This window comes from Pseudomonas sp. GW823-FHT06E10, assembly GCF_058794995.1.
Genome location: NZ_JBXAHJ010000002.1, coordinates 83,280 through 108,510 on the forward strand (window position 1 = coordinate 83,280; position 25,231 = coordinate 108,510).

Annotated in this window: 18 protein-coding genes and 1 riboswitch; of the genes, 3 read left to right on the forward strand and 15 right to left on the reverse strand. The window is 60.1% G+C overall.

Annotated elements, in window-relative coordinates; translation table 11 throughout:
* Positions 1–6: 6 nt before the first annotated feature.
* Entirely contained in the window at positions 7–2,628 is a 2,622-nt protein-coding gene (gene alaS, locus AC1Q6Y_RS03445) for an alanine--tRNA ligase (protein WP_492624038.1), read from the reverse strand.
* Positions 2,629–2,774: 146 nt separating this feature from the next.
* The gene (gene ltaE, locus AC1Q6Y_RS03450; protein ID WP_492624039.1) at positions 2,775–3,779 is read right to left on the reverse strand and encodes a low-specificity L-threonine aldolase; all 1,005 of its coding nucleotides are present in this window, start codon (positions 3,777–3,779) and stop codon (positions 2,775–2,777) included.
* Positions 3,780–3,975: 196 nt separating this feature from the next.
* Positions 3,976–4,146, forward strand: a riboswitch (FMN riboswitch).
* A 103-nt stretch (positions 4,147–4,249) separates the two neighbouring features.
* On the opposite strand from ltaE, the gene AC1Q6Y_RS03455 reads away from it, so the two are divergent.
* Positions 4,250–4,759: a 6,7-dimethyl-8-ribityllumazine synthase gene (locus AC1Q6Y_RS03455; protein ID WP_057713615.1), complete on the forward strand. Its 510-nt coding sequence runs from the start codon at positions 4,250–4,252 to the stop codon at positions 4,757–4,759.
* A gap of 130 nt (positions 4,760–4,889) precedes the next feature.
* On the opposite strand, the gene astE is transcribed toward AC1Q6Y_RS03455, so the two are convergent.
* The 7 genes from astE to AC1Q6Y_RS03490 all read right to left on the reverse strand — a co-directional run bounded on the left by astE (position 4,890) and on the right by AC1Q6Y_RS03490 (position 12,791).
* On the reverse strand, positions 4,890–5,900 hold the full coding sequence (gene astE, locus AC1Q6Y_RS03460; protein WP_489339095.1) for a succinylglutamate desuccinylase: 1,011 nt from the start codon (positions 5,898–5,900) through the stop codon (positions 4,890–4,892).
* A gap of 12 nt (positions 5,901–5,912) precedes the next feature.
* Entirely contained in the window at positions 5,913–6,203 is a 291-nt protein-coding gene (locus AC1Q6Y_RS03465) for a topoisomerase II (RefSeq protein WP_090457332.1), read from the reverse strand.
* A gap of 61 nt (positions 6,204–6,264) precedes the next feature.
* Positions 6,265–7,611, reverse strand: a complete 1,347-nt coding sequence (astB, locus tag AC1Q6Y_RS03470; RefSeq protein WP_090457334.1) for an N-succinylarginine dihydrolase — start codon at positions 7,609–7,611, stop codon at positions 6,265–6,267.
* A gap of 162 nt (positions 7,612–7,773) precedes the next feature.
* Positions 7,774–9,243: a succinylglutamate-semialdehyde dehydrogenase gene (astD, locus tag AC1Q6Y_RS03475; protein WP_198530256.1), complete on the reverse strand. Its 1,470-nt coding sequence runs from the start codon at positions 9,241–9,243 to the stop codon at positions 7,774–7,776.
* Positions 9,240–10,265, reverse strand: coding sequence for an arginine N-succinyltransferase (astA, locus tag AC1Q6Y_RS03480; protein ID WP_057713611.1), 1,026 nt, complete (start codon positions 10,263–10,265; stop codon positions 9,240–9,242). The genes astD and astA overlap by 4 nt, the downstream gene beginning before the upstream one ends.
* A 79-nt stretch (positions 10,266–10,344) precedes the next feature.
* The gene (gene aruF / locus AC1Q6Y_RS03485) at positions 10,345–11,364 is read right to left on the reverse strand and encodes an arginine/ornithine succinyltransferase subunit alpha (protein ID WP_046042322.1); all 1,020 of its coding nucleotides are present in this window, start codon (positions 11,362–11,364) and stop codon (positions 10,345–10,347) included.
* Between the two features lie 206 nt (positions 11,365–11,570).
* The gene (locus AC1Q6Y_RS03490) at positions 11,571–12,791 is read right to left on the reverse strand and encodes an aspartate aminotransferase family protein (protein WP_057713610.1); all 1,221 of its coding nucleotides are present in this window, start codon (positions 12,789–12,791) and stop codon (positions 11,571–11,573) included.
* Positions 12,792–13,104: 313 nt separating this feature from the next.
* Between AC1Q6Y_RS03490 and AC1Q6Y_RS03495 the strand changes: the two genes are divergently transcribed.
* Both AC1Q6Y_RS03495 and AC1Q6Y_RS03500 read left to right on the forward strand, forming a co-directional pair.
* Positions 13,105–13,710 (forward strand): dermonecrotic toxin domain-containing protein, encoded by a 606-nt coding sequence (locus AC1Q6Y_RS03495; protein WP_492624040.1) that lies wholly within the window; start codon positions 13,105–13,107, stop codon positions 13,708–13,710.
* Positions 13,652–18,133, forward strand: coding sequence for a dermonecrotic toxin domain-containing protein (locus AC1Q6Y_RS03500; protein WP_492624041.1), 4,482 nt, complete (start codon positions 13,652–13,654; stop codon positions 18,131–18,133). Before AC1Q6Y_RS03495 ends, AC1Q6Y_RS03500 begins: the two co-directional genes overlap by 59 nt.
* 17 nt (positions 18,134–18,150) lie before the next feature.
* On the opposite strand, the gene argR is transcribed toward AC1Q6Y_RS03500, so the two are convergent.
* The 6 genes from argR to acs form a co-directional block, all read right to left on the reverse strand.
* Complete coding sequence (gene argR, locus AC1Q6Y_RS03505; protein ID WP_150812124.1) at positions 18,151–19,131, reverse strand: transcriptional regulator ArgR; 981 nt, start codon at positions 19,129–19,131, stop codon at positions 18,151–18,153.
* 113 nt (positions 19,132–19,244) lie between these two features.
* Positions 19,245–20,009: an ABC transporter ATP-binding protein gene (locus AC1Q6Y_RS03510; RefSeq protein WP_057713607.1), complete on the reverse strand. Its 765-nt coding sequence runs from the start codon at positions 20,007–20,009 to the stop codon at positions 19,245–19,247.
* Positions 20,010–20,045: 36 nt separating this feature from the next.
* A complete protein-coding gene (locus AC1Q6Y_RS03515) occupies positions 20,046–20,744 on the reverse strand; it encodes an ABC transporter permease (protein ID WP_056724135.1) in 699 nt (232 codons plus the stop codon).
* Complete coding sequence (locus AC1Q6Y_RS03520) at positions 20,741–21,430, reverse strand: ABC transporter permease (RefSeq protein WP_015096506.1); 690 nt, start codon at positions 21,428–21,430, stop codon at positions 20,741–20,743. The genes AC1Q6Y_RS03515 and AC1Q6Y_RS03520 overlap by 4 nt, the downstream gene beginning before the upstream one ends.
* Positions 21,431–21,521: 91 nt before the next feature.
* Positions 21,522–22,298, reverse strand: a complete 777-nt coding sequence (locus AC1Q6Y_RS03525) for an ABC transporter substrate-binding protein (protein ID WP_056724133.1) — start codon at positions 22,296–22,298, stop codon at positions 21,522–21,524.
* Positions 22,299–23,001: 703 nt separating this feature from the next.
* The gene (acs, locus tag AC1Q6Y_RS03530; protein WP_154860380.1) at positions 23,002–24,957 is read right to left on the reverse strand and encodes an acetate--CoA ligase; all 1,956 of its coding nucleotides are present in this window, start codon (positions 24,955–24,957) and stop codon (positions 23,002–23,004) included.
* Positions 24,958–25,231: the final 274 nt, after the last annotated feature.

Sequence of the window (25,231 nt, forward strand, 5' to 3'; positions counted from 1 at the left end):
ACTGCCTTATAGACCCTGCTCTACAAACGGAACGGTCAGGGCCAGTGCCGCATCCAGTGCGCCAGCGTCGGTACCGCCGCCTTGCGCCATGTCTGGACGACCACCACCCTTCCCGCCCACTGCCGCAGCGGCTTGCTTCATCAAATCACCGGCTTTGAGTTGGCCAGTCAGGTCTTTGGTTACGCCTGCAACCAGAACGACCTTTTCCTCATGGACACTGCCGAGCAGGATCACTGCGCGGCCGAGTTTGTTTTTCAGTTGATCGACCAGCGCCAGCAGCGCCTTGCCATCCTGACCGTCCAGACGCACGGCCAGCACTTTCACATCCTTGACGTCCAGCGCCTGGGCCGACAGATCGTCGCCCGCGGCACTGGCAGCCTTGGCTTGCAACTGCTCGAGTTGCTTCTCCAGCAGACGGTTGCGCTCCAGCACAGCCGACAGCTTGTCGATCAGGTTATCGCGGCTGCCCTTGACCAGGCTGGCCGCTTCCTTGAGTTGTTCTTCCGCCGCGTTCAAGTAAGCCAGCGCTTGCGCACCGGTGACTGCCTCGATACGACGCACGCCCGATGCCACACCGCCTTCGCTGATGATTTTCAGCAGGCCGATGTCGCCGGTACGGTTCGCATGGATACCGCCGCACAGCTCGACGGAGAAATCGCCCATGCTCAGTACGCGTACGTTGTCGCCGTATTTTTCGCCGAACAGCGCCATGGCGCCTTTCTGCTTGGCGGTTTCGATATCGGTTTCTTCGGTTTCAACTTCGGAGTTCTTGCGAATCTCGGCGTTGACGATGTCTTCCAGCGCTTTCAGTTGTTCAGGCTTGATGGCTTCGAAGTGGCTGAAGTCGAAGCGCAGGCGCTGACTGTCGACCAGCGAGCCTTTCTGCTGAACGTGATCGCCCAGCACCTGACGCAATGCGGCGTGCAGCAAGTGAGTCGCGGAATGGTTCAGCGAAGTCGCGTGACGCACGTCGGCATCCACCTGCGCCTGAACTGGCGAGCCAACGATCAGGCTGCCCGAATCCAGCACACCGTGGTGCAGGAACGCACCGCCGGTCTTGGTGGTGTCGCGCACGTCGAAACGCGCAGCACCAGCCTGGAGGAAGCCGCAATCACCAATCTGACCACCGGATTCCGCATAGAACGGCGTCTGATCGAGAACGACCACGCCCTCTTCGCCTTCGCTCAACACGTCGACCGATTGCCCGTCCTTATAGAGAGCAACGATCTTGGCGGAACCGCTGTGAGCGGTGTAACCGGTGAATTCGGTGTCCACATCAACCTTGACCAGGCTGTTGTAGTCCATGCCGAAGGAGCTGGCGGAACGGGCACGGACGCGCTGGGCTTCCATTTCACGCTCGAAACCGTCTTCGTCGATGGTCAGGCTGCGCTCGCGAGCGATGTCGCCAGTCAGGTCCATCGGGAAGCCATAGGTGTCGTAGAGTTTGAACACCACGTCGCCCGGCACCACGTCGCCCTTAAGCTCAGCCAGATCCTGCTCGAGGATCTTCAGGCCCTGCTCCAGGGTCTTGGCGAATTGTTCCTCTTCGGCCTTCAGCACGCGTTCAATGTGCGCCTGCTGGGATTTCAGCTCAGGGAACGCTTCGCCCATCTCGGCGACCAGGGCCGCGACGATCTGATAGAAGAAGCTGCCCTTGGCGCCCAGCTTGTTACCGTGACGGCAGGCGCGACGGATGATCCGGCGCAGCACGTAGCCACGACCTTCGTTGGACGGCAGCACGCCGTCGGCGATCAGGAAGCCGCAGGAACGGATGTGGTCAGCCACGACTTTCAACGAAGCCTGGGCGTCGTTGGTGCAGCCGATAGCCTTGGCCGAAGCGCTCAGCAGGCTCTGGAACAGGTCGATTTCATAGTTCGAGTGAACGTGCTGCAGCACGGCACTGATCCGCTCCAGGCCCATGCCGGTGTCGACCGACGGCGCTGGCAGCGGGTGCAACACGCCATCGGCGGTGCGGTTGAACTGCATGAACACGTTGTTCCAGATTTCAATGTAACGGTCGCCGTCTTCTTCCGGCGAGCCCGGCGGGCCACCCCAGATGTCGGCGCCGTGATCGTAGAAAATCTCGGTGCAAGGACCGCACGGGCCGGTATCGCCCATGGTCCAGAAGTTGTCGGAGGCGTACGGCGCGCCCTTGTTGTCGCCGATGCGCACCATGCGCTCGGCCGGAACCCCGATTTCCTTGGTCCAGATGTCGTACGCCTCGTCATCGCTGGCGTAGACGGTGACCCAGAGCTTTTCCTTCGGCAGGTTCAACCACTTGTCGGAAGTCAGGAAGTTCCAGGCGTAGCTGATGGCATCACGCTTGAAATAATCACCGAAGCTGAAGTTACCCAGCATTTCGAAGAAGGTGTGGTGACGAGCGGTATAACCGACGTTTTCCAGGTCGTTGTGCTTGCCGCCGGCGCGCACGCATTTCTGGCTGCTGACAGCGCGGGTGTACGCGCGCTTTTCCTGGCCCAGGAAGCAGTCCTTGAACTGGTTCATCCCCGCGTTGGTGAACAGCAGGGTTGGGTCGTTGCCCGGAATCAAAGAGCTGGAGGCTACACGGGTGTGGCCTTGCTCTTCGAAGAAGCGAAGGAAGGCTTCACGGATTTCTGCGCTTTTCATTAGGTTCTTCCACGGAGGCTGCGGCCAAAGGCCTGTTCGAAACGTCAACAGACGAAGCGACGGCAAAGGGCCGCATTATATCGGCCCTGCGCGCGGGGTACAGCGTGTTTATACGATAGAAACGGTCAATTGGAGTGCTAACGCTATCACTTGCGCGAAAAGTCGACGAATGTCGCGACGACCTGCTCGATTTGCGCACGGCTGACGTCCATGTGCGTGACCATGCGCAGACGCGCGGCGGCACTGAGCTTGATCCCGCGGTTGGCGGCAAAGGCCTTGATGGCCTCGGCCTGGTCGCCCATCTGCACGTAAACCATGTTGGTCTGCACCGGTTCGACCTCGAACCCCGCCCCGCGCAGGCCTTCGGCGAGCAACTGCGCGTTGACATGGTCATCGGCCAGGCGCTCTACGTTGTTATCCAGCGCATACAGGCCTGCCGCTGCGAGAACACCGGCCTGACGCATGCCGCCACCGACCATCTTGCGCAGGCGCCGGGCCTTGCCGATCAGCTCGGTCGAGCCGCACAGCACCGAACCGACCGGTGCGCCCAGGCCTTTGGACAGGCACACCGAGACGGAATCGAAATACTGGGTGATTTCCCGGGCATCCACACCCAGCTTCACTGCCGCGTTGTACAGACGTGCGCCGTCCAGGTGCAGTTGCAAGCCATGCTCGCGGGTAAAACTGCGCGCCCGCGCCAGGTATTCCAGCGGCAGGACCTTGCCTTGCATGGTGTTTTCCAGCGCCAGCAAACGGGTGCGGGCGAAATGGAAGTCGTCCGGCTTGATCGCAGCAGCGACCTGCGCCAGGTCCAGCGAACCATCGGCCTGCACTTCCAGCGGTTGCGGCTGGATCGAGCCAAGCACCGCCGCGCCACCCCCTTCGTACTTATAAGTGTGGGCCTGCTGGCCGACGATGTACTCGTCACCGCGCTCGCAATGGGCCATCAACCCCAGCAGGTTGCTCATGGTGCCGGTCGGCACGAACAGTGCTGCGGCGAAACCCAGGCGCCTGGCCAATTCGGCTTCCAGGTGATTGACCGTCGGATCTTCGCCATACACGTCATCGCCGGTGGCGGCCTTGGTCATTGCCTCAAGCATGCCGGCGCAAGGTTGGGTGACAGTGTCGCTGCGAAGATCGATAACACTCATGAATCTGGCCTCGGTAAGCAGGGGAAATCCCTTTCAGGAAGGAATTACTGCGGGCATGGCGACGATTAATCAACCCTTGCGTAGGAAAAGGCCGATTAATCCAACGGAAAAGTCGATGACAATCATCCAAAAGGGGTCATGCGCATACCGCAAATATGTGATAAAAACGCTGCGCCGCCAAACATTTGGGCGGCAAAAACGTTCTCAGGGCGGGGTGCAACTCCCCACCGGCGGTAATTGCGCGCAATGCGCATAGCCCGCGAGCGCTTGGTGACAGCACGGCTTCGGCGGTGCCTGACAGCAAGGTCAGCAGACCCGGTGTGATCCCGGGGCCGACGGTCATAGTCCGGATGAAGAGAGAACGGGATTGACAACAAAGGGCCGTCCGCCGGCATTCGTGCGAGCGTGCGTACCCTCAAATCCCCTTCGATTCATAACGCCCTGTTTTTCACACAAACAGGAGTCAGAACATGCAACCCACCGCAATCGACAGCAAAAGCAAACACCATCAGGGCGAGCGCGTAGCGTTCATCCAGGCCTGCTGGCACAAGGACATTGTCGATCAGAGCCGTAAAGGCTTCGTCGCCGAAATGATTACCCAGGGCTATCAGGAATCCGACATCGATTTCTTCGAAGTCGGCGGCGCCTTTGAAATGCCCCTGCACGCCAAGTTGCTGGCCAAGACCGGTCGTTATGCCGGCATCGTCGCCGCAGCCCTGGTGGTGGACGGCGGGATCTACCGTCACGAGTTCGTCGCCCAGTCGGTGGTCAGCGGCCTGATGCAGGTTCAACTGGAAACCGAAGTGCCGGTGTTCTCGGTGTCCCTGACCCCGCACCACTTCCATGCCGGCGAAGAACACCAGAAGTTCTTCTTCGAGCATTTCCTGCATAAAGGCCAGGAAGCGGCAAAGACCTGTGCGGATACGCTGTTGAAAATCCGTTCGCTGCGCCGCACTGAACCGCGCGCGGTAGCTGTCTAAAAGCCGAAAACCTTGTAGGAGCGAGCTTGCTCGCGATAGTCGTCAACGATAACGCGGGAAGCCTGGCACCCCGCGGCGTTTTCAGATTCATCGCGAGCAAGCTCGCTCCTACAGAGGTTAAATGCCGTAATCAGGCCAGGTTTTCGTCGGTGGTCGGCACGACCAGGATGCCGGCACGCAAACCATTCTTCACCCTGGGGTTCGGGAAGATGATCCGGGCGCCCTCTTCCTCGATGATCCAGCGGGTGTTGGCGATATCTTCCGCCAGCAGGTAACCCACTTCCAGCTCCGAAAAGTTCTCGATGTCCGCCGGCAGGTTCAGGCGGAAGCTGTCGCTGTGCTTGATGATTTCTCGCGCCACGCTGTACAGCTGCAAACCGTCCAGCGCGTCCTCAGTCAGTTCTGGTTCGGTGCCCTCGATGATCTGCTTTAGGCGCCTCTCCAGCAGCGAGACGTTGACACCGTCGTTCTGACCGAACGGCCGCGCCTTGCCCAACTCCAGGGTAAAAGCCTCGGCACCCAGCTTGTCGTAGGTATAGGAGCTGAACACGATGGACGGCTTGTTCTGCAGCAACACCGCTTCCATGCCGGCAGCACGCAGGCGCGCCAGTTCCTGACGCGAATGCTGGCGGTCTTCCTTCCACGGGTACAAGGCGAACTGCTCGATTTTCGAGCCACGAATCGCCGTGTGCAGGTCGTAGTGCAGGCGCTGGCGATCCGGCAGGCTGAAGAAGCTGGCAGCCAAACGTTCCAGCTCACAGGCGCGCAGGGCTTCGCAACCGCTGCTTTGTTCGTGACGGCCATTGAACAGCCGATTGACGTCCTGCTCGACGAAACGCTCGCCCTTGCGAATCGCTTCCGGGTTGCCGAACAGGAACAGAATACGTGCACGCGGCTTCAAGTCGCCACGGGCAATGTCGTGCAACAGGCGATCGAGCAATTCGATCGGCGCTGTTTCGTTGCCATGGATCCCCGCCGACAGCAGCAGGTCCAGGCCGTTGTCACGGGCTTCAGGTGGCCGGACTTCCAGCGCACCCTCGCTCAACCAGCGCATGCGCACGCCTTCGACAGTCAGTTGAGTCTTCTCCGCCGGTTCGCGGCCGGCGAGGGTCAGTTCAAGCAGTTTGCCGAGGGCGAGCATAGAGCGGTTTCCTTAGTGATCGTGGTTGCAGTCCGGGCCGTGGACGTGTTCCTCGTCGTCACCGAGGTCAGCCGGTTCCATTTCCAGTTGCAGACTTACCAGATTAGTCGCCAATGGGCGCAACAGCAGGTTGGCGTACTCGGCGTCGCCTTCTTCGACGTCCACGCCGATCAGCAACTGGCCACGGCCGTCCTGCTGGATCCACAGCTCTTTACCTTGCCACAGGACCGCGACGCGGGTGCAGGACGTTTCCAGTTGCGTGCCGTCGGTGTCTTCAAGGATCAGCTGCAGGGTATCGCTCATGTCTTTACGCTCTCGTTTGAGATGAATCAGCGCGCTGCCGTAGAAAGCGGCGCGCCGTCGATCAATTGATCTGGAATGGATAAACCGCGCCCAGTTTAAGGATTTGCGTCAGTTCATCCAGTGCCGTCCGGCACTCAAGCAGCAATTGCGGGTCCGCCAGATCGTTTTCGGTCATGCGGTCGCGATAGTGCTTCTCGACCCATTCGGTCAGTGTGCCGTACAACGGTGCCGTCATGATAACCCCTGGGTTGACGGCCGCCAGTTCGGTTTCGTTGAGCGCGACACGCAGTCGAAGGCAAGCAGGGCCACCGCCGTTCTGCATGCTCTGCTTGAGATCGAAGACTTTCACTTCGCGGATCAGGCCGCCGGAGCTGGTCAAACCCTGCAAGTACTGCCAGACACGCTCGTTGCCACGGCATTCTTCCGGCACGATCAACAGCATGGAGCCGTCAGGACGCGACAGCAGTTGGCTGTTGAACAGGTAGGAACGAACCGCGTCTTCCACGCTGACGGCGGAACGTGGCACACACACAGACTGAAATTTCCCACCGACTTTGGCGAGTTTGCTCTGCAATTCAGCGAGCATCTTCTCGGTCTCGAGGAACGCGTCCTCGTGATAGAACAGCACTTCACCATTACCCACGGCGATCACGTCGTTGTGGAACACGCCCTGATCGATCACCGACGGGTTCTGCTGGGCGTAGACTACGCCGTCATCGCTCAAGCCGTGTAAACGGGCAACGGCCTGGGACGCTTCGAGGGTCTGGCGCGCCGGGTACTTCTGCGGTGCCGGGTAGCGGGTGTCGAACGCACTGCGGCCGAACACGAAGAATTCGACACCGGCTTCGCCGTATTCACGGCAGAAACGCGTGTGGTTGGCCGCGCCTTCGTCACCGAATTGCGCCACGGCCGGCAAGGCGGCGTGGTGGGCGAAGTGTTTCTGGTCAGCGAACATCGCCCCCAGCACGCGGCTGGTGGTCGGGTGTTCGATGCTGCGGTGGTATTTGCAGTTGAGGTTGGCGGCGGTGAAATGCACGCGGCCATCAGCGGTGTCGGCGCTCGGGCTGACGGTCGCGGCGTTGGCCACCCACATGCTCGACGCCGAGCAACTGGCCACCAGCAGCGGCATCGCCTCTTGGGCAGCGCGTTCGATCACTTGAGCGTCGGTGCCGCCAAAGCCCAGGCGACGCAGTGCAGCCACATCCGGGCGCTCTTGCGGTGCCAGTACGCCTTGCTGGAAACCCATTTCCATCAGCGCTTTCATCTTTGCCAGGCCTTGCAGCGCCGCTTCCTTGGGGTTGGAAGACTGCTGGCTGTTGCTCTGGGACGCGACGTTGCCGTAGGACAGGCCGCCGTAGTTATGGGTCGGCCCCACTAGACCGTCAAAATTGACTTCATAGGATTTCATCAGCGAGGCTCCACGAGAATCTGTTGTTATAGGCTTCAGTAACTGTTCTTTTAGACCGCGTCGCGGCCATCGCGAGCGAGCTCGCTCCTACAGTGATTGCGTCGTACACAAGATATGTGAACGCCACCGAACCTGTGGGAGCGGGCTTGCCCGCGATAGGCATCACGCCATCTTCACGCCAGGCGTAAGGGCCGACGGCAATACCAGGCTCGGCGTTTCCAGCGAGGCCACCGGGTACGCGCAGTAATCCGCCGCGTAGTAAGCGCTGGCGCGGTGGTTGCCCGAGGCCCCTACGCCGCCGAATGGCGCGCTGCTCGCGGCACCGGTCAGTTGCTTGTTCCAGTTGACGATACCGGCACGGCTTTCCAGCCAGAATTGCTGGTAACGCGCCTCGGAGTCCGACAGCAGGCCGGCCGCCAGACCGTAGGCGGTGTCGTTGGCTTCAGCGATCGCCGCTTCAAAATCAGCGTAGCGGATCACCTGCAGCAACGGGCCGAACAGCTCTTCGTCAGGACGATCGGCAACGGCGCTCACGTCCAGGATGCCCGGGGTCAGCAAGGCCGATTGAGCCTGAGGCTGCGTCATTTCCAGCAGCGCCACGGCGCCGTTGGCCAGCAGATGCTCTTGCGCATCCATCAACGCTTTCGCAGCGCCAAGGGAAACCACCGAGCCCATGAACGGCGCCGGCTGCTGATCGAAGGCTCCGACTGAGAGGGTCGAGCTGACCGCCACCAGGCGCGCCAGCAACGAGTCGCCCCAGGCACCTTGCGGCACCAGCAAGCGACGGGCACAGGTGCAACGCTGGCCGGCGGAAATGAACGCCGACTGAATGATGGTGTACACCGCGGCATCGAGGTCGGCGACCTGATCGACCACCAGCGGGTTGTTACCGCCCATTTCCAGCGCCAGGATCTTGTCCGGACGACCGGCGAATTGCTGGTGCAGGTGATTGCCGGTGCGGCTGGAACCGGTGAAGAACAGCCCGTCGATGCCCGGGTTCGCCGCCAGGGCGATGCCGGTTTCGCGAGCGCCTTGCAGCAGGTTCAAGACGCCAGCTGGCAGGCCAGCCTCGATCCAGCACTTGACCGTCAGCTCAGCGACTTTCGGTGTCAGTTCGCTTGGCTTGAACAGCACGCTGTTACCGGCCAACAGTGCCGGCACGATATGGCCGTTCGGCAGGTGACCCGGGAAGTTGTACGGACCAAACACCGCGACTACACCGTGGGGTTTGTGGCGCAGCACAGCGGTGGCATCGCCCAGCGGCCCGCTCTTCTCGCCGGTACGTTCGCGGTAGCTCTGCACCGAGATGGCAATCTTGTTGACCATGCTGGTGACTTCGGTCGCCGCTTCCCACAGGGGTTTGCCGGTTTCTTCGCCGATGGTATGAGCCAATTCGTCAGCGTGATTCTTCAGCGCGGCGGCAAAGGCCTCCAGCACCGAGATACGCTCTTCCAGGGTGCGCCGCGCCCAGTCCGGGAACGCCTGACGCGCCGCTTGCACAGCCGACTCGACCTGACCGGCGGTGGCTCCGACGCCGGACCACAGCACCTGCTGGGTCACCGGGTTCAGCGACTCGAAGGCTTCGCCCCCACCTGCCAGCCATTCACCTGCGATGTAAAGCGACTTCATTATTTCGACTCCCGAGCTGCGGACAACGCCACGGCGCGCACTTGATCGCCCGCGTTGAGTTGAAGACGTTTGGCGGTCAGCGGGTCGACCACCAGGGTGCCGGCGGCCAGACGTGCAGGCGCGGCAGTGATCCGGCAGTCCTCGCGCTTGCGGTTGTGAATGATGAATGGCGTGGCATCGTCACCCGGTGTGCCGACGGCCAGCACCAGCGCCTGGCTGTCGCGCACGGCGCGGATCTTGCCGGTTTCGCACTCGATCGCCGGGCCTGCGTCGAAGATATCGACGTAGCCCTGGTAGCTGAAACCTTCGCTCTTGAGCATGGCCAGCGCCGGCTCGGTGTCCGGATGAACCTGACCGATCACGTTGCGCGCATCCGGCGACAGGAAGCAGGTGTACAGCGGGAATTTCGGCATCAGTTCGGCGATGAACGCCTTGTTGCCCACGCCGGTCAGGTAGTCAGCCTGGCTGAATTCCATCTTGAAGAAGTGCCGGCCCAGGCTTTCCCAGAACGGCGAACGCCCGGCCTCGTCGGAAACACCGCGCATTTCGGCAATGATCTTGTTGCCGAACAGTTGCGGGAATTCGGCGATGAACAGCATCCGCGCCTTGGACAGCATGCGACCGTTGAGGCCACTGCGGTAATCGGCGTGCAGGAACAGCGAGCACAGCTCGGAGTTGCCGGTCAGGTCGTTGGCCAGGAACAGCGTCGGGATTTCACGATAGATGTTCAGCTCTTGCGAAGCGCTGACCGTCAGACCGACCCGGAAGTTGTACCAGGGCTCACGCAGGCCAACGGCGCCGGCAATGGCGGAAATACCCACCACGCGCCCGTCGTCATCTTCGAGCACGAACAGGTAGTCCGCGTCGCCCCGCCCGGCTTCGCCGCGAAAGGTCTTCTCGGCCCAGCCGACCCGATGGGCCAGCCGCTCTTCGTTGGCCGGCAAGGTGGTCAGGCCGGTGCCGGTGCTGCGGGCCAGGTCGATCAGAGCGGGTAAATCGCTGCTGCGTACGGGACGAACGATCATGCTATCTCCTCAAACGGGCCGCTTGCGCCACCCGTGAAACTTCGCTGCTTTCTAAACGAGCAATCAGGCCAGGTCGCTGTTAAACCGCGACCAGGCGCACGCTGGCACCCTCGCCGACACCCAGGGCTTCGGCGGCCTCCAGGTCCAGGGTCACCGGTTTGCCCGGCGCGTAATCGAGCTCGAGCATGACCGCGCGGTAATCCTGCAACTGGGCATTGGCAACCAGGTACTGGCGACCGACACCTTTGACCGGCTCACCGATCTTCACCGGCACCACACGGCTTTGGGCGATCGAACGGATCCCCGAGACACGGGCATGCAGGGTCGGGCCACCGTCGAAGATGTCGATGTAGTGATCGGTCTCGAAACCTTCGCGCATCAGAATGTCGAAGGTGATCTGCGCGCGCGGGTGCACCTGGCCCATGGCCTCTTGAGCGGAGTCCGGCAGCAGTGGCACGTAGATCGGGTAATGCGGCATCAGTTCGGCAAGGAACGTACGGCTTTTCAGCCCGCACAGACGCTCTGCTTCGGCGTAGTTGAGGTCGAAGAAGTTGCGGCCGATGGCATCCCAGAACGGCGAGTCGCCGTTTTCATCGCTGTAACCGACGATTTCGGTCACCACGGAATCGGCAAAACGCTCCGGATGGCTGGCCACGAACAGCAAACGGCCACGGGAGTTGAGCTCCGACCAAGGCGACCCCACCAACTCGCGCTGCACATAGAAGCTGGTCAGCAAGCTGTTGCCGGTCAGGTCGTGGCACTGGGAGAGCACGTGGATCTTGTTGTGAATCTTCAGCTCGCGGGAAGCGTGCACGAAGGTTTCGTTGCGAAAGCTGTAGAACGGCTCGGAGTAACCGGCCGACGCCACGATGGCCGAGCAACCGACCAGCTTGCCGGTAGCGGAGTCTTCGAGGACGAAGAAATAGCTTTCCTCACCGTTGAAACTCACTTCGGCGGCGAACGAGGCTTCGCTTGCCGCGATCTTGTCGCTCAGGCGCTCAACGTCATCCGGCAAGGAAGTGACACCAATCGGACTGTCCGCAGCCAGACGCTGTACCTCGCCCAGATCAGCCATTTGCGCGGGGCGCATCACCAGCATGGTGTCACTCCTTTCTAAAACTCTTTTGAGGGAAATAAGCCGGGGCCGCCTTGGAACTCCTGTGGGAGCGAGCTTGCTCGCGATGGAGTGTCAGTCGACACCAATGTGGCTGATCCACCATCGCGAGCAAGCTCGCTCCTACAGTAAAGCGGGCCCGGCATAAAAATTGGGTTCGACGCCTGAAAGGTCAGGCGTCGAAGGGTCTATCAGGCTTGCGTCAGTTTTGCCGCGGCACGTTCGAAGCGGTCCAGACCGGCATCGATATCGGCGTCTTCCACCACCAGGCTCGGGGCGAAACGCACCACGTCCGGGCCGGCTTGCAGAATCATCAGGCCTTCTTGTTCAGCGGCGTTGAAGATGTCCTTGGCCTTGCCTTTCCAGGCATCGCTCAGCACACAGCCGATCAACAGACCCAGGCCACGGACCTGGGTGAACAGGCCGTATTTCTCGCCGATCTGCTCAAGGCGTGCCTTGAACTTGTCGTGCTTGGCATTGACGCCAGCCAGCACCTCTGGGGTGTTGATCACGTCGATCACCGCACCTGCGACAGCGCACGCCAGCGGGTTGCCGCCGTAAGTGGTGCCGTGGGTGCCGACGACCAGGTGCTTGGCCAGGTCTTCGGTGGTCAGCATGGCGGCGATCGGGAAACCACCGCCCAGGCTCTTGGCGCTGGTCAGGATGTCCGGGATCACGCCGTAATGCTGGTAGGCGAACAGGTGGCCGGTACGGCCCATGCCGGTTTGCACTTCGTCGAACACCAGCAGCGCGTTGTGCTCGTTGCACAGTTCGCGGGCGCCTTGCAGGTAGGCCAGTTCGGCCGGCAGTACACCGCCCTCACCTTGAATAGGCTCCAGGACCACGGCGCAGGTCTTGTCGGAAACGGCAGCTTTCAACGCAGCCAGATCGTTGTACGGCACGTGGGTGATGCCGGTGATCTTCGGACCGAAGCCATCGGAATACTTCGACTGGCCACCGACGTTCACGGTGAACAGGGTACGGCCGTGGAAGCTGTTGAGCGCGGCGATGATCTCGTACTTCTCGCTGCCATAACGGTCGAACGCGACACGACGGGCCAGCTTGAAGGCGGCCTCGTTGGCTTCGGCGCCGGAGTTGCAGAAGAAGGCGCGCTCGGCAAAGGTGGCGTCAACCAGCTTGTGCGCCAGGCGCAGGGCCGGCTCATTGGTGAACACATTGGACACGTGCCACAGCTTGTTCGCCTGCTCGGTCAAGGCACCGACCAGCGCCGGATGCGCGTGACCCAATACGTTGACGGCGATCCCGCCGGCGAAGTCGATCAGCTCGCGACCGGACTGGTCCCAAACGCGGGAACCGGCGCCACGCACAGGAATGAATGCGGCAGGCGCATAGTTGGGAACCATTACCTGATCGAAATCGGCGCGTTGTACCGCAGCGTGCTCAACGGACATCGGAGTCTCCTGAAGAGAAAACACTCGCCTGAAACTGGCGAGCTTGGTGAGGATTGTAAGGACAGTTTTCAGCCCGGCCTTGCCGCCAAGCGACAACTTCTTATAGCGCAAACCCCGGATTTTCCCGGGTTTACGGCAATGCGACATATAGGGTCGCAAAGGCGCAGTTTAACTGGCGGCGGACGTTTGCGGCAGGCTTGCTGCGTTGTAACTCATGGCAATGACCCGAGTGCGGTAAATATGTACCGCACAGCGTCCGGGTTCGCGCGGTTTCCTAAGGGCCTCATCCCACTTCGATGGTCACCTTAACCGCATGAATACCCAACATACCGACATTGCTCGCGACGCCTTCAGGCCAGACGCTCACTATCAGCACCTGATCAACGTGATCCCCTCCTGGCTCCGCCAAGCAACGCCTCAACGGCGTGAGGCACTGCGCAACAGCGCGCCAGGCATTCCGGCCGGGCTCAAGGACGCTCCACCCCATCAGCATGCAGAACTGGGCAAACTCATTGCCCGTCATGTGACCAGCCAGAACCAGGTTGATCAAATGATGGCAAAGCTGCAGAGCCCCGCCGACTTCGCCGAACCACTTCTCGAAGCGGCGCTCAAGACCCGATTCGGCCTGGAACTGGACGCTCGTAAAACGTTCCTTCGCCTTTACATCCCGGCTCACATCCCATGGCTTCGGCTGAAATCCGGCGCTGCGCGCACCTGGACGGTGTCCCTGCTGGATGCCGCACTGCACAATTTTGAAAGCACCGAAACCAAAGCAGACGCCTTCGAGCCCGCCTCGACTTACATCACGCCCCCCCTCTGCTACCGGGCAATTCAATACATTGCCGCAGATACTGGAAAAGATGCCCATCACGGCTTTTACCAGCCTCTGCCGGGAACTGGACATTGGCCAGCGCTATAAAGAGTATCTGGACGACAACCTTGGCATCAGCAATCCCGTGGCCGCGGCAATACTGAAATCGAAAATTCACGACAGCCAGAAAACCGCACTCACCGCTGCCCTGCACATGGCGCAGATGCAAAAATTGCTGGGCAGTGACGTCCACCGACTGACTCTTGGCTTGCTCGACAACCTGCCTTCTTTACGTTTGCATGGTCTGCCCTGGGGCTACCATGAACTGACAATCATGAACGCTCGCCTGACTGGCATCGTTTTGTTTGCACCGGATCTGGAGCGCGCAACAGAAGTGGTCAGAGTGGTGGCCTACATTCCTGACGACCCCGAACACCCGATCAAGGAATACAGTTCAACCGCCGCATTCGCCGAGGAACTTGGTCAGCGCTTGCGTGCCCCCGAATACCAACAGTTTTTCAGTCGATTCATCAATCATGAGGATCGTGGGCACTTTTTCGCGCAGTTGAACAACGAGCTATCACCTTTAACCTGGCAGCCTGTTCCACCGGGCGATCCGCACCCGACCTGGCGAGAGCGCCCCAACCAACGTCCCGACTTGCACATTGCGGCCACACCGGTGAAAGACGATCTCTTGACCCACCTCTATCAGAGCAAGCTCAACAAGATCCTCAACGATGCGCGAGTGATCGCCGTGTCCACCGCAACAGTCGACCAGAGAGCCCGCTGGGCCTTATGGGACTCCTTTACGGAAATAGCTTCGACCCTGCTGAACATCGCGGCCTTTATTGCCCTGCCGTTCGTACCCTTCCTTGGCGAGTTGATGCTGGCCTACATGGCCTACCAGTTGCTCGACGAAACCTTCGAAAGCATTGTTGACTGGGCCGAGGGCCACACCACCGAGGCCTTCGAGCATTTCATGGGCGTTGTTGAATCCGCCGTACAACTGGGCACCTTTGCGGTGGGTGGCGTGATCGCGGCGGGAGAATTTCGCGCGATCCTGCCCAAGGAAATTGTGCAGTTCATCGACCGTTTCAATTCGGTGAAGCGGCCCAATGGCGAAACCCGCTATTGGAAACCCGACCTGACCGCCTACGAGCACCCCGCCACACTCCCAGCGGACTCAAAACCGGATTCACTCGGACTGCACAGGCATCAAGGTAAAACCCTGTTACCCCTGGAAGGCAAAAACTACGCCGTCAGCGAGGACTCCGTCATCGGCGAGTACCGCATCGACCACCCCTCCCGCCCTGACGCCTACAAACCACAACTGCGGCACAACGGCACCGGCGCCTGGCAAACCGAACTCGACCAGCCGTTGAGCTGGGACCAGGCCACCGTGCTGCACCGTATCGGCCCGGACATGCAGCGATTTTCGGCCAGCACCCGCGAGCGCATCCTCAGCATCAGCGGCAGCCACGAAGATACCCTGCGCAAGATACACGTGCATGCCGGGCAGGTGCCGCCGTTACTGGCCGACACACTCAAACGCTTCAGGATCGATCAGGACATACAAACCTTTATTGATCAGATCGGCAGCGACCAGCCGGAGCACTCCCTCAAGGCGGATCCCGTGACACAGCTGGAACTGCTCAATGAAAACGGTTACTGGCCGGCAAACAAAGGCCTGCGACTGATCGACGAAAATGCGCAAACCCTTTGGCAAAGCCCGGCGCCCGATGTACCCGTGGTGGAAATCGACGCCACCCGCCTCACCGACGGCGACCTGCTGAAAACCTTTCTCCTGACCCTGTCGGACAGCGAAGCCAGAACGCTGATGGGCGAAGAATTCGGTCACCCCTCCCCTGGCCTGGAAAACCGGGCGCAGCGGTTGCGCAAGATACTCGCGCGGCTTGCCGAACAGAAACGGCAAGGCCTGTTCGATCAGCGTTATCGCAGACTCGAACGGGGCGCTCAAGGCCCCATACAAGCAGTCATGGATGCTGAGCCCGGACTACCAAGCAGCGTTGCAGAAGCGATTGTGAACACAGCAAACGAACAGGAACTGCAACAGCTGAAAAAACCAACCATTTCCCCTCGCCTGGTCGAGCTGAGCCAGGAGGCCAGATTACAAGTACGAGTGACACGCGCCTACGAGGGGCTTGATTTGCCATCGACCGAGAACAACCTCGACACCGACCGGCTGGCCTTGCACACCCTGGAAAAACTGCCAGGCTGGACGGGACAGCTACGACTGGAAACCCGCCAGTACGCCCATGAAGGCCTCCTGATCGACAGCGTTGGCAGTGCCGACGCGCCCCTGCGTAAAGTGCTGGTGCTCAGAGTAGAAGGCGAGTATCAGGCGTTCGATCAAGACGGCGAAGAACTCAGCGGCATGGACTCGCTTTACGCATGCCTATTACAGGCCATGCCGGACAGTGAACGCACCGCCCTGAACCTTCATATCGGTGAAGGTGAACGACTCAAACAGTTAATTCGCAATCACGCCTTGAGCCGTGACGCATTAAGCTCGCTGCTGGCTCGACACCCCAACCTCAAACCCACCTACGACCCAAAGGTAATGCGCTTGCTCGGTGGCGGTGACGGGTATCGTCAAATGCCACGCAACACACCTACCTTGCAAGCTCGGGCTCAGACACTGTTCCCCCATCTATCCGCCGAAGAGCTCGACGCCTTCGTCGAACGCCTGCAACAGCACCCAAACGGACCGCGGGCAGAACTGAATCGGCTTATGGTTCAACACACGCAGCTCCAGGAAACGCTTTCTTCCTGGCGCGACGAAATTCCGCTGTTTATTCCAGACACACAACTCAGGGTCACTCCCGAGCAATTCGCTGCACAAAAGCAGCTCCGTCGACAGTTCACCATCGACCTGATGGACTGCTGGCGACAGCAATGGACCCTTCCCGAGACCGCGCTTGAAAGAGTCGACTTCAACTTCTTCCAACCGATCATCGGCGAATTGCCAGCCCTGAGCACCGACTTCAGCGGCGTCACAATGCTTACACTGGAAGGCAGCAGCGCCACGCGGGGCATGCATGAGTTTCTGCGCAGCTTTACCGGTTTACGCATCCTGAAACTGCGCGATTTCAACCTTGGCCACTTACCGGACACCCTTCCATCGTTGCAACTCGAAGAACTCATTCTGAGCAATTGCGCGATCACCCTCAGCCCCGAAAGCCAAGTCGGGCTCGCGGGCCTGCATCGGTTGACCACAATGGACCTGTACAAGAACCCCTTGGGCCTGACACCCGATGTCGGCAGCATGCCCGATTTGAATTACATCGACTTATCGCAGACGGGCATTACTGAACTCCCGCGCGAATTATTGACTCGCCCACGCCTGCGCACCGCCCTGCTCAATAACAACCAGATCAAAGAGTTGCCCAGCGCATTGTTCACACTGCAACAACGCACCCAGGAGGGTTTCGACCTGGGCAACAATCCGCTTTCAAACGCAGCCCGCGAACGCCTCAAACAGCACTTCCAGCAGACCCGTCAGGACTTCGGTATCTTTGCCGAAGAAACAGATATCCACCGCGCGCAGGCACTGTACCCCTGGATGGACCAGGAAGACGCCAGCAAATTCGTCTACAAACTGCCCGGGACCCTGGATGAGGGGCGAGTCGAACTGACCCGCCTGGAAGTCGAACTCACCACCCTGGAGAACGACCTGTCCGCCTGGACCGGCAATATTCCCGCCGTCCACCCCCACAGCAATCAACCCTTCACTGCCCAGCAACTGCTGATCGAACACTCGACGCGGGACGCATTCAGAGAGTCCGTACTGCGCTGCTGGCGCCGGGAAAGCGACCCGGAGGACTTCGACGTTTCACTGCAAGCAACTACTTATGACCTGAGTCTGGAGACACGGATTACCGGTAACCTGCCGACACTGAGCGCAGATTTCAGCCATGTTTCTCTGGTTTACCTGAGTAGCGAAAGTGGCCTGACCACAGGCGTCACCGGATTCCTGGAGTGCTTCCCCAAACTCAAGACCCTCGTTATCAACGACTTCAGACTGGGCGATATCCCGGAGGCGATCTTCCGGATGAGCGATTTGAGATCGCTCAATCTCCTCGACTGCAACATCACCCTGACCCCGCAGTCTGCCCTGAACCTGGCCGAGATGGCCCGCCTGGAATTCATCGACTTGAGGAACAATCCGCTGGGGCTGGCTCCAGATATCAGCCAGATGGCGGACCTGGCGACCCTGCAACTGGACAACTGCGGGCTCACCGAATTACCCGCTGGACTGTTGCAGCTCAAGAGCCTGGAAACCGTAGACCTGAGCGACAACGCAATCAGCCGGATACCCGCCGACGTCCTCGAACTGCCGCTGGAAGTCGCCGAAAGCATCAACTTGCGGGGCAATCCGTTCTCCGAAGACAGCCTGCAGACCCTGATCGAGTATTTCAGGCTGACCAGTGTCGACTTCGGCATTCAGGAAGTGATCGATCGGGCAGAATTGGAGGTGTCGACGTCCGAGGCGTCCGAACCGGAAGACTGATCGGGATCAGGTGCTGATCAGCCGCGCTCCGGCGGCACCGATGACAATTCGAACGGGCTGCTGCTGCGCCGCTGGTTGCGATCTTCCCGCGGCGTGGCACCGAAGAAATTGCGGTAGGCGCTGGAGAAATGCGGCCCCGAGGAGAAGCCACAGGACAGGCCGATCTGGATGATCGACTTGCTGGTTTGCATCAACATCTGCCGGGCCTTGTTCAGGCGCAGTTCCAGGTAATACTGGCTCGGCACGCGGTTGAGGTATTGCTTGAAGATCCGCTCCAGCTGCCGACGGGATACGCACACGTGCTGGGCGATTTCGTCGGTGGTCAGCGGTTCTTCGATGTTGGCTTCCATGAGCAACACTGCTTGTGTGAGCTTCGGATGGCTGGAACCCAGGCGGTTCTGTAACGGAATGCGCTGGCGTTCGCCGCCCTCGCGGATGCGCTCGACCACCAGTTCTTCGGATACCGCACCGGCCAGTTCCGCACCGTGATCGCGGGCCAGCACGGCCAGCAACAAGTCGAGCACCGACATCCCGCCGCACGCGGTCAGGCGATCGCGATCCCAGTCGAACAAGTGACTGGTGGCGATGACCTTCGGAAAGCGCTCGGCGAAATCGTCCTGCCAGCGCCAATGCACAGCCGCGCGATAACCGTCGAGCAAACCCAACTGCGCCAGCGGGTAAACACCGGCCGACAGACCGCCGATCACGCAACCGGAACGCACCAGTTGCTTGAGCGCACTGCTGAGCGCCGGCGCCAGTGCGGTCGGTGGTTCGTCAGCGAGCAGGAACAGTTTCTGGAAGTTTTCGAGCTTGCCGGTCCACGCCTCACCCGGCAATTGCCAGGCGCTTTCGCTCGGCGCTTCGGCCTGCAGGAACGACAGTTCGTAAACCACGTCTGGATGCACACGCTGGGCAACACGCAAGGCCTCCTCAGCCAGCGCAAGCGTCAGTGCTTTAGTGCTGGGCCAAATCAGGAAACCAATTCGATGGGCAGTCATGGTGGGCAATCCGAAACGAAAACAGTGTTAGAAGCCAAAAGCGGCTGCAACCAAATTAGACCATCTGGCGCGCGCTGCGCAGCATGGCCTAATTTGGTGCGTAACGGGAGCGATTACTTCAGGCTACCCGACAGGAATTGCTGCAGACGCTCGGATTGCGGGTTCACCAGCACTTCGCGCGGGTTACCGCTTTCTTCAACCACACCTTTGTGCAGGAACACCAGCTGGTTCGACACTTCACGGGCAAAGCCCATTTCGTGGGTCACCACGACCATGGTCCGGCCTTCCTGGGCCAGAGCCTGCATGACTTTCAACACGTCGCCGACCAGCTCCGGGTCGAGGGCCGAGGTCGGTTCGTCGAACAGCATCACCTCAGGTTCCATCGCCAGCGCACGGGCAATCGCCACGCGCTGCTGCTCGCCGCCGGACATGTGCCCAGGGTAAGCATCCTTGCGATGGGCCACGCCCACCTTGTTCAGGTAGTGTTCGGCCTTCTCGCGAGCTTCAGCCTTGGACACGCCAAGCACATGCACCGGCGCTTCCATGATGTTTTCCAGCGCGGTCATGTGCGACCACAGGTTGAAATGCTGGAACACCATCGACAGGCGCGAACGCATGCGTTGCAGCTGTTTCGGGTCGGCGGCCTTCAGCGCGCCGTCCTTGTTCGCCACCAGCTTCAGCTCTTCGTTGTTGAGCAGAATCCTGCCCGCGTGCGGCTGCTCCAGCAGGTTGATGCAACGCAGGAAAGTACTTTTGCCGGAGCCACTGGAACCGATGATGCTGATCACATCGCCGGCTGCCGCTTTCAGGGACACGCCCTTGAGCACTTCGTGACTGCCATAGCGTTTATGCAGGTCTTGGACTTCAAGTTTGTACATGCTGTCGGTTCTCACAAAAACAGTCAGTCAGTGATATCAGTGCTTGCGCGGGGCCAGGTAGCCCAGCCAGCGGCGCTCGGCCATCTTGAACAGCTTCACCAGGATGAAGGTCAGGCACAGGTAGAATACGCCAGCGGTGATGTACGCCTCGAACGGCAGGTAGAACTGGGCGTTGACCGTGCGCGCGGCACCGGTGATGTCGATCAGGGTCACGATGGACGCCAGACTGGTGGTCTGCAGCATCATGATCACTTCGTTGCTGTACTGCGGCAGCGCGCGACGCAGGGCCGACGGCAGCAGGATGCGCTTGTACATCTTGACCCGCGACATGCCCATGGCCTTGGCCGCTTCGATCTCGCCGTTCGGCGTGGCGCGCAGGCTGCCGGCGATGATTTCGGCGGTGTAGGCGCTGGTGTTGATCGCGAACGCCAGGCACGCACAGAACGTTGCGCTGGACAGCCACGGCCAGAGGAAACTTTCCCGCACCGCTTCGAACTGCGCCAGACCGTAGTAAATCAAGAACAGCTGCACCAGCATCGGCGTGCCGCGGATCACGTAGGTGTAGAGCCAGGCCGACATGTTGACGACCGAGTTCTTCGAGACGCGCATCAGGCCCAGCGGCAAGGCGCACAGCAAGCCGAAGAACAGCGACAGCGCGAGCAGTTTGAGGGTGGTCACCAGGCCGCCAAGGTACAGCGGCATGGCCTCCCAAATGACGTTGTAGTCGAAGATCATAGATCAGCCGCCCTTACGCCTACCGAGTAGCGCTTCTCAAGGTGACGCAATGCCAGCAACGACACACTGGTGATCACCAGGTACATCGCGGCTACTGCGAGGAAGAAGGTGAAAGGCTCGCGGGTGGCATCGGCCGCCTGCTTGGCCTTGAACATCATGTCTTGCAGACCCACCACCGAAATCAGCGCGGTAGCCTTGGTCAATACCAGCCAGTTGTTGGTGAAACCCGGAATCGCCAGGCGAATCATCTGTGGTACCAACACCCGGAAGAACACCTGAAAACTGCTCATGCCGTAGGCCATGCCGGCTTCGGCCTGACCCTTGGGGATCGCCATGAAGGCGCCACGGAAGGTTTCCGACAGGTACGCACCGAAGATGAAGCCCAGGGTGCCGATACCGGCCGCCAACGGGTTCAGGTCGATGTACTCGTCAAAGCCGAGCAGCGGTGCGACGCGGTTGAGCAGGTCCTGGCCGCCGTAGAAAATCAGCAGGATCAGCACCAGGTCGGGAATACCGCGGATCACCGTGGAATACAGGTCGCCCAGCCAGGCCAGCCAGCGCACCGGCGACAGACGCAGTGCCACGCCGATCAGGCCCAGAACGATGGCCATGGCCATGGACGACAAGGCGAGCTGAAGCGTCAGCCAAGCGCCATCGAGGATGACAGCCCCGTAGCCTTTCAACATGATTCAGGTCCTCGAAAGTTGGGATGAAAAAATGGCGCAAACCTCAGAGATCCTGTTGCTTGCGCCATTTCGGACTTGTCGCTGGGACGAATTACTTGCCGTAGATATCGAAGGCGAAGTACTTGTCCTGGATTTGCTTGTACTTGCCGTTCGCACGAATGGCTGCGATGGCGTTGTTGAGCTTGTCCAGATCTTCCTTGTCGCCCTTGCGCACCGCGATACCTACGCCGTCGCCGAAGTATTTGACGTCGGTGAACGCAGGGCCGACGAAGGCGAAGCCTTTACCGGCATCGGTTTTCAGGAAGCCGTCATCCAAAAGCGTAGCGTCTGCCACGGTGCCGTCGAGGCGGCCGGCGGCCACGTCGAGGTAAATTTCGTTCTGCGAACCGTAAGGCTTGATCTCGGCACCCAGCGGGGCCAGGACTTCGCGGGCGAAACGCTCGTGGATCGAACCACGCTGCACGCCGATGTTCTTGCCCTTGAGCTCGGTCAGGCCTTCGCTGACCTGAGTGCCGGCCTTCATGACCAGGCGAGCCGGGGTGTTGTAGTACTTGTTGGTGAAGTCCACGGACTTCTTGCGATCTTCAGTGATCGACATGGACGACAGGATCGCGTCGATCTTGCGCACTTTAAGCGCAGGGATCAGGCCGTCGAACTCTTGCTCGACCCACACGCACTTGACCTTCATTTCTTCGCACAGCGCGTTGCCGATGTCGTAGTCGAAACCAACGATGCTGCCATCCGGCGCCTTGGACGCGAACGGAGGGTAAGCCGCCTCGATACCGATTTTCAGAGGTTTTTCATCGGCGAAGGTTGGCAAGGACAGCACGGACAGTGCCAGGGCGCCAAGCAGCACGAGTTTCTTCATCTTGGGACTCCATCGGTAAAGGGCAAAAACGGCAGAGTGAGCGACAGCCCAATATGCGAATGAGTGGAACCAGAAAGCAGTGCTGCGTCCTGGGAAGCGGGTGTTGAAATTCAACACGAGCAACGACGAGCGAGTGATCGGCATTCTAACGACAGGCCCGAGGCCGATATTTCTTCAATGCGACAACTAATTACAGAAGCACCGAGAAAGCCGTTTTAGCACGTTGACAGCCCTGCAAAATCATGCAAGAGCAAAAGATAGTGAACCGATCTATGCTGCAAATTGCGGGCCTATTATTGGCAAACCCTTCTAATCCGGCAAGCGCAGTGTAGCGGCTTATTTTTTTGAGGCGCATTTCAGGCCCGGATTTAAGCCCCGGCGTTTCCCAATGCCCCGTATTGGCGCGATGCGGTTACACATTCAGTAACCTGAAAGAACGCAGGTAACAGTAGGAAAATGCCGACAGAGTATCCCGATAATTATTGGTAGATGTTGCTGTAGCGCCTGCTAAACCGCTATCGCGAGCAAGCCCGCTCCCACAATGGTTTTGTGTCGAACGCAAATATCGCATTCACCACAGATCCCCTGTGGGAGCGAGCTTGCTCGCGATGAGGCCAGCCCAACCAACACAAAAACCCAGGCACAAAAAAGCCCCGCCAGGCTCAACACCTGACAGGGCGTTTAAGTGACTCAGAACCGCCGCTTACGCGACATTCATGGTCTTGTGGGTATCAATCAAATGCTGCACCACACTCGGATCAGCCAAGGTGGAAATATCACCCAACCCCTCATATTCCGCCGTGGCAATCTTGCGCAGAATCCGGCGCATGATCTTGCCCGAACGAGTCTTCGGCAGCCCCGGCGCCCACTGGATCACATCCGGTGAAGCAATCGGGCCGATCTCCTTGCGCACCCAGTTTTTCAGTTCCAGGCGCAACTGCTCGTTCGGCTCTTCACCGTTCTTAAGGGTGACATAGACATAAATGCCCTGCCCCTTGATGTCGTGCGGCACGCCAACCACCGCCGCTTCGGCGACTTTCGGGTGCGCAACCATCGCGCTTTCGATCTCGGCGGTGCCCATGCGGTGGCCGGACACGTTGAGCACGTCGTCCACCCGACCGGTGATCCAGTAGTAACCATCGGCATCGCGACGGGCGCCGTCACCGGTGAAGTACATGCCACGGAAGGTTTTGAAGTAAGTGTCGACGAAGCGGTCATGGTCGCCAAACAGCGTACGTGCCTGGCCTGGCCACGAATCGAGAATCACCAGGTTGCCCTCGGCCTCGCCTTCGACGATGTTGCCCAGGTTGTCCACCAGGGCCGGCACCACGCCGAAGAACGGACGCGCCGCAGAGCCTGGCTTGAGCGCATGAGCGCCCGGCAGCGGGCTCATCATGTTGCCGCCGGTTTCGGTCTGCCACCAGGTGTCGACGATCGGGCAACGGGACTTGCCGACATTCTTGTAGTACCAGTCCCAGGCTTCCGGGTTGATCGGCTCGCCCACCGAACCCAACAGGCGCAGGCTGCTGCCGTCAGCGCCTTCAACAGCCGCAGTGCCCGAGGCCATCATGGCGCGGATCGCGGTCGGTGCGGTGTAGAGGATATTGACCTTGTGCTTGTCGACGATCTTCGCCACCCGGGTGATGTCCGGGTAGTTCGGCACGCCTTCGAACAGCAGCGTGGTCGCGCCATTGGCCAGCGGGCCGTAGACGATGTAGCTGTGGCCGGTGACCCAGCCGACGTCGGCGGTGCACCAGTAGATTTCACCCGGGCGGTAGTCGAACACGCGCTCGTGGGTCATGGCTGCGTACAACAGGTAGCCGCCGGTGGTGTGCTGCACGCCCTTCGGCTTGCCAGTGGAGCCGGAGGTGTAAAGGATGAACAGCGCTTCTTCGGCGCCCATCTCTTTCGGCGCACACACGGTGCCGGCCACTTTCATCAGGTCCTCGAACCAGATGTCGCGATGCTGGTTCCACTTGATGTCGCCACCGGTGCGCTTGCACACGATGACTTTCTGGATGCTGCTGGTTTCCGGGTTGGTCAGCGCGTCGTCGACGTTGGCCTTGAGCGGGATCTTCTTGCCGGCACGAATGCCTTCGTCGGCGGTGATAACCACTTTGGATTTGCAGTCGATGATGCGACCGGCCAGGGCCTCCGGGGAGAAGCCGCCGAACACCACCGAGTGAATCGCGCCGATCCGGGTACAGGCCAGCATGGCGACCACGGCTTCGGGGATCATCGGCATATAGATAGTCACCACGTCGCCGCGGTGCACGTCCTGACCACGCAGGGCGTTGGCGAACTTGCACACTTGCTCGTGCAGTTCGCGGTAAGTGATGTTGCGGCTTTCGGCAGGGTCATCGCCCTCCCAGATGATCGCGACCTGATCGCCGCGCTCGGCCAGATGACGGTCCAGGCAGTTGTAGGAAACGTTCAGGGTGCCGTCGGCGAACCATTTGATGTCGACATGGTGATCGTCGAAGGAAGTCTGCTTCACCGTGGTGAAAGGCTTGATCCAGTCGAGGCGCTTGGCTTGCTCGCGCCAGAAGCCGTCCGGGTTGACGACCGACTGCTGGTACATGGCCTTGTAGGTCGCCTCGTCGGTCAGCGTGTTAGCCAGAACCTCGGGACGAACGGGATACAGGGAAGCCGCACTCATCTTTCTTACCTCGGTGGAATAGTTGTTTTTGTATGACCCTGTTTTAGCCGGGCCGGGGCTATAGAACCATTCGACGATGGTAGTAACAAGTCCCTACAAAATATCGTGAATACCCCTACTCCGCCCACAGTTCCCTGTAGGAGCGAGCCCTGCTCGCGATGGTCGTCAACGATAACGCGCCTAGCCTGACACCCCGCGGAGCCCTCAGGTTCATCGCGAGCAAGCTCGCTCCTACAAAAGAAGAGGTTATTCAGGGATTGTTACAGGATCTGTC

Coding starts and splice junctions, on each gene's coding strand:
- alaS (WP_492624038.1), bottom strand. CDS start 2,628: ATGAAAAGCGCAGAAATCCGTGAAGCCTTCCTTCGCTTCTTCGAAGAG.
- ltaE (WP_492624039.1), bottom strand. CDS start 3,779: ATGAGTGTTATCGATCTTCGCAGCGACACTGTCACCCAACCTTGCGCC.
- AC1Q6Y_RS03455 (WP_057713615.1), top strand. CDS start 4,250: ATGCAACCCACCGCAATCGACAGCAAAAGCAAACACCATCAGGGCGAG.
- astE (WP_489339095.1), bottom strand. CDS start 5,900: ATGCTCGCCCTCGGCAAACTGCTTGAACTGACCCTCGCCGGCCGCGAA.
- AC1Q6Y_RS03465 (WP_090457332.1), bottom strand. CDS start 6,203: ATGAGCGATACCCTGCAGCTGATCCTTGAAGACACCGACGGCACGCAA.
- astB (WP_090457334.1), bottom strand. CDS start 7,611: ATGAAATCCTATGAAGTCAATTTTGACGGTCTAGTGGGGCCGACCCAT.
- astA (WP_057713611.1), bottom strand. CDS start 10,265: ATGATCGTTCGTCCCGTACGCAGCAGCGATTTACCCGCTCTGATCGAC.
- aruF (WP_046042322.1), bottom strand. CDS start 11,364: ATGCTGGTGATGCGCCCCGCGCAAATGGCTGATCTGGGCGAGGTACAG.
- AC1Q6Y_RS03490 (WP_057713610.1), bottom strand. CDS start 12,791: ATGTCCGTTGAGCACGCTGCGGTACAACGCGCCGATTTCGATCAGGTA.
- AC1Q6Y_RS03495 (WP_492624040.1), top strand. CDS start 13,105: ATGAATACCCAACATACCGACATTGCTCGCGACGCCTTCAGGCCAGAC.
- AC1Q6Y_RS03500 (WP_492624041.1), top strand. CDS start 13,652: ATGCCCATCACGGCTTTTACCAGCCTCTGCCGGGAACTGGACATTGGC.
- argR (WP_150812124.1), bottom strand. CDS start 19,131: ATGACTGCCCATCGAATTGGTTTCCTGATTTGGCCCAGCACTAAAGCA.
- AC1Q6Y_RS03510 (WP_057713607.1), bottom strand. CDS start 20,009: ATGTACAAACTTGAAGTCCAAGACCTGCATAAACGCTATGGCAGTCAC.
- AC1Q6Y_RS03515 (WP_056724135.1), bottom strand. CDS start 20,744: ATGATCTTCGACTACAACGTCATTTGGGAGGCCATGCCGCTGTACCTT.
- AC1Q6Y_RS03520 (WP_015096506.1), bottom strand. CDS start 21,430: ATGTTGAAAGGCTACGGGGCTGTCATCCTCGATGGCGCTTGGCTGACG.
- AC1Q6Y_RS03525 (WP_056724133.1), bottom strand. CDS start 22,298: ATGAAGAAACTCGTGCTGCTTGGCGCCCTGGCACTGTCCGTGCTGTCC.
- acs (WP_154860380.1), bottom strand. CDS start 24,957: ATGAGTGCGGCTTCCCTGTATCCCGTTCGTCCCGAGGTTCTGGCTAAC.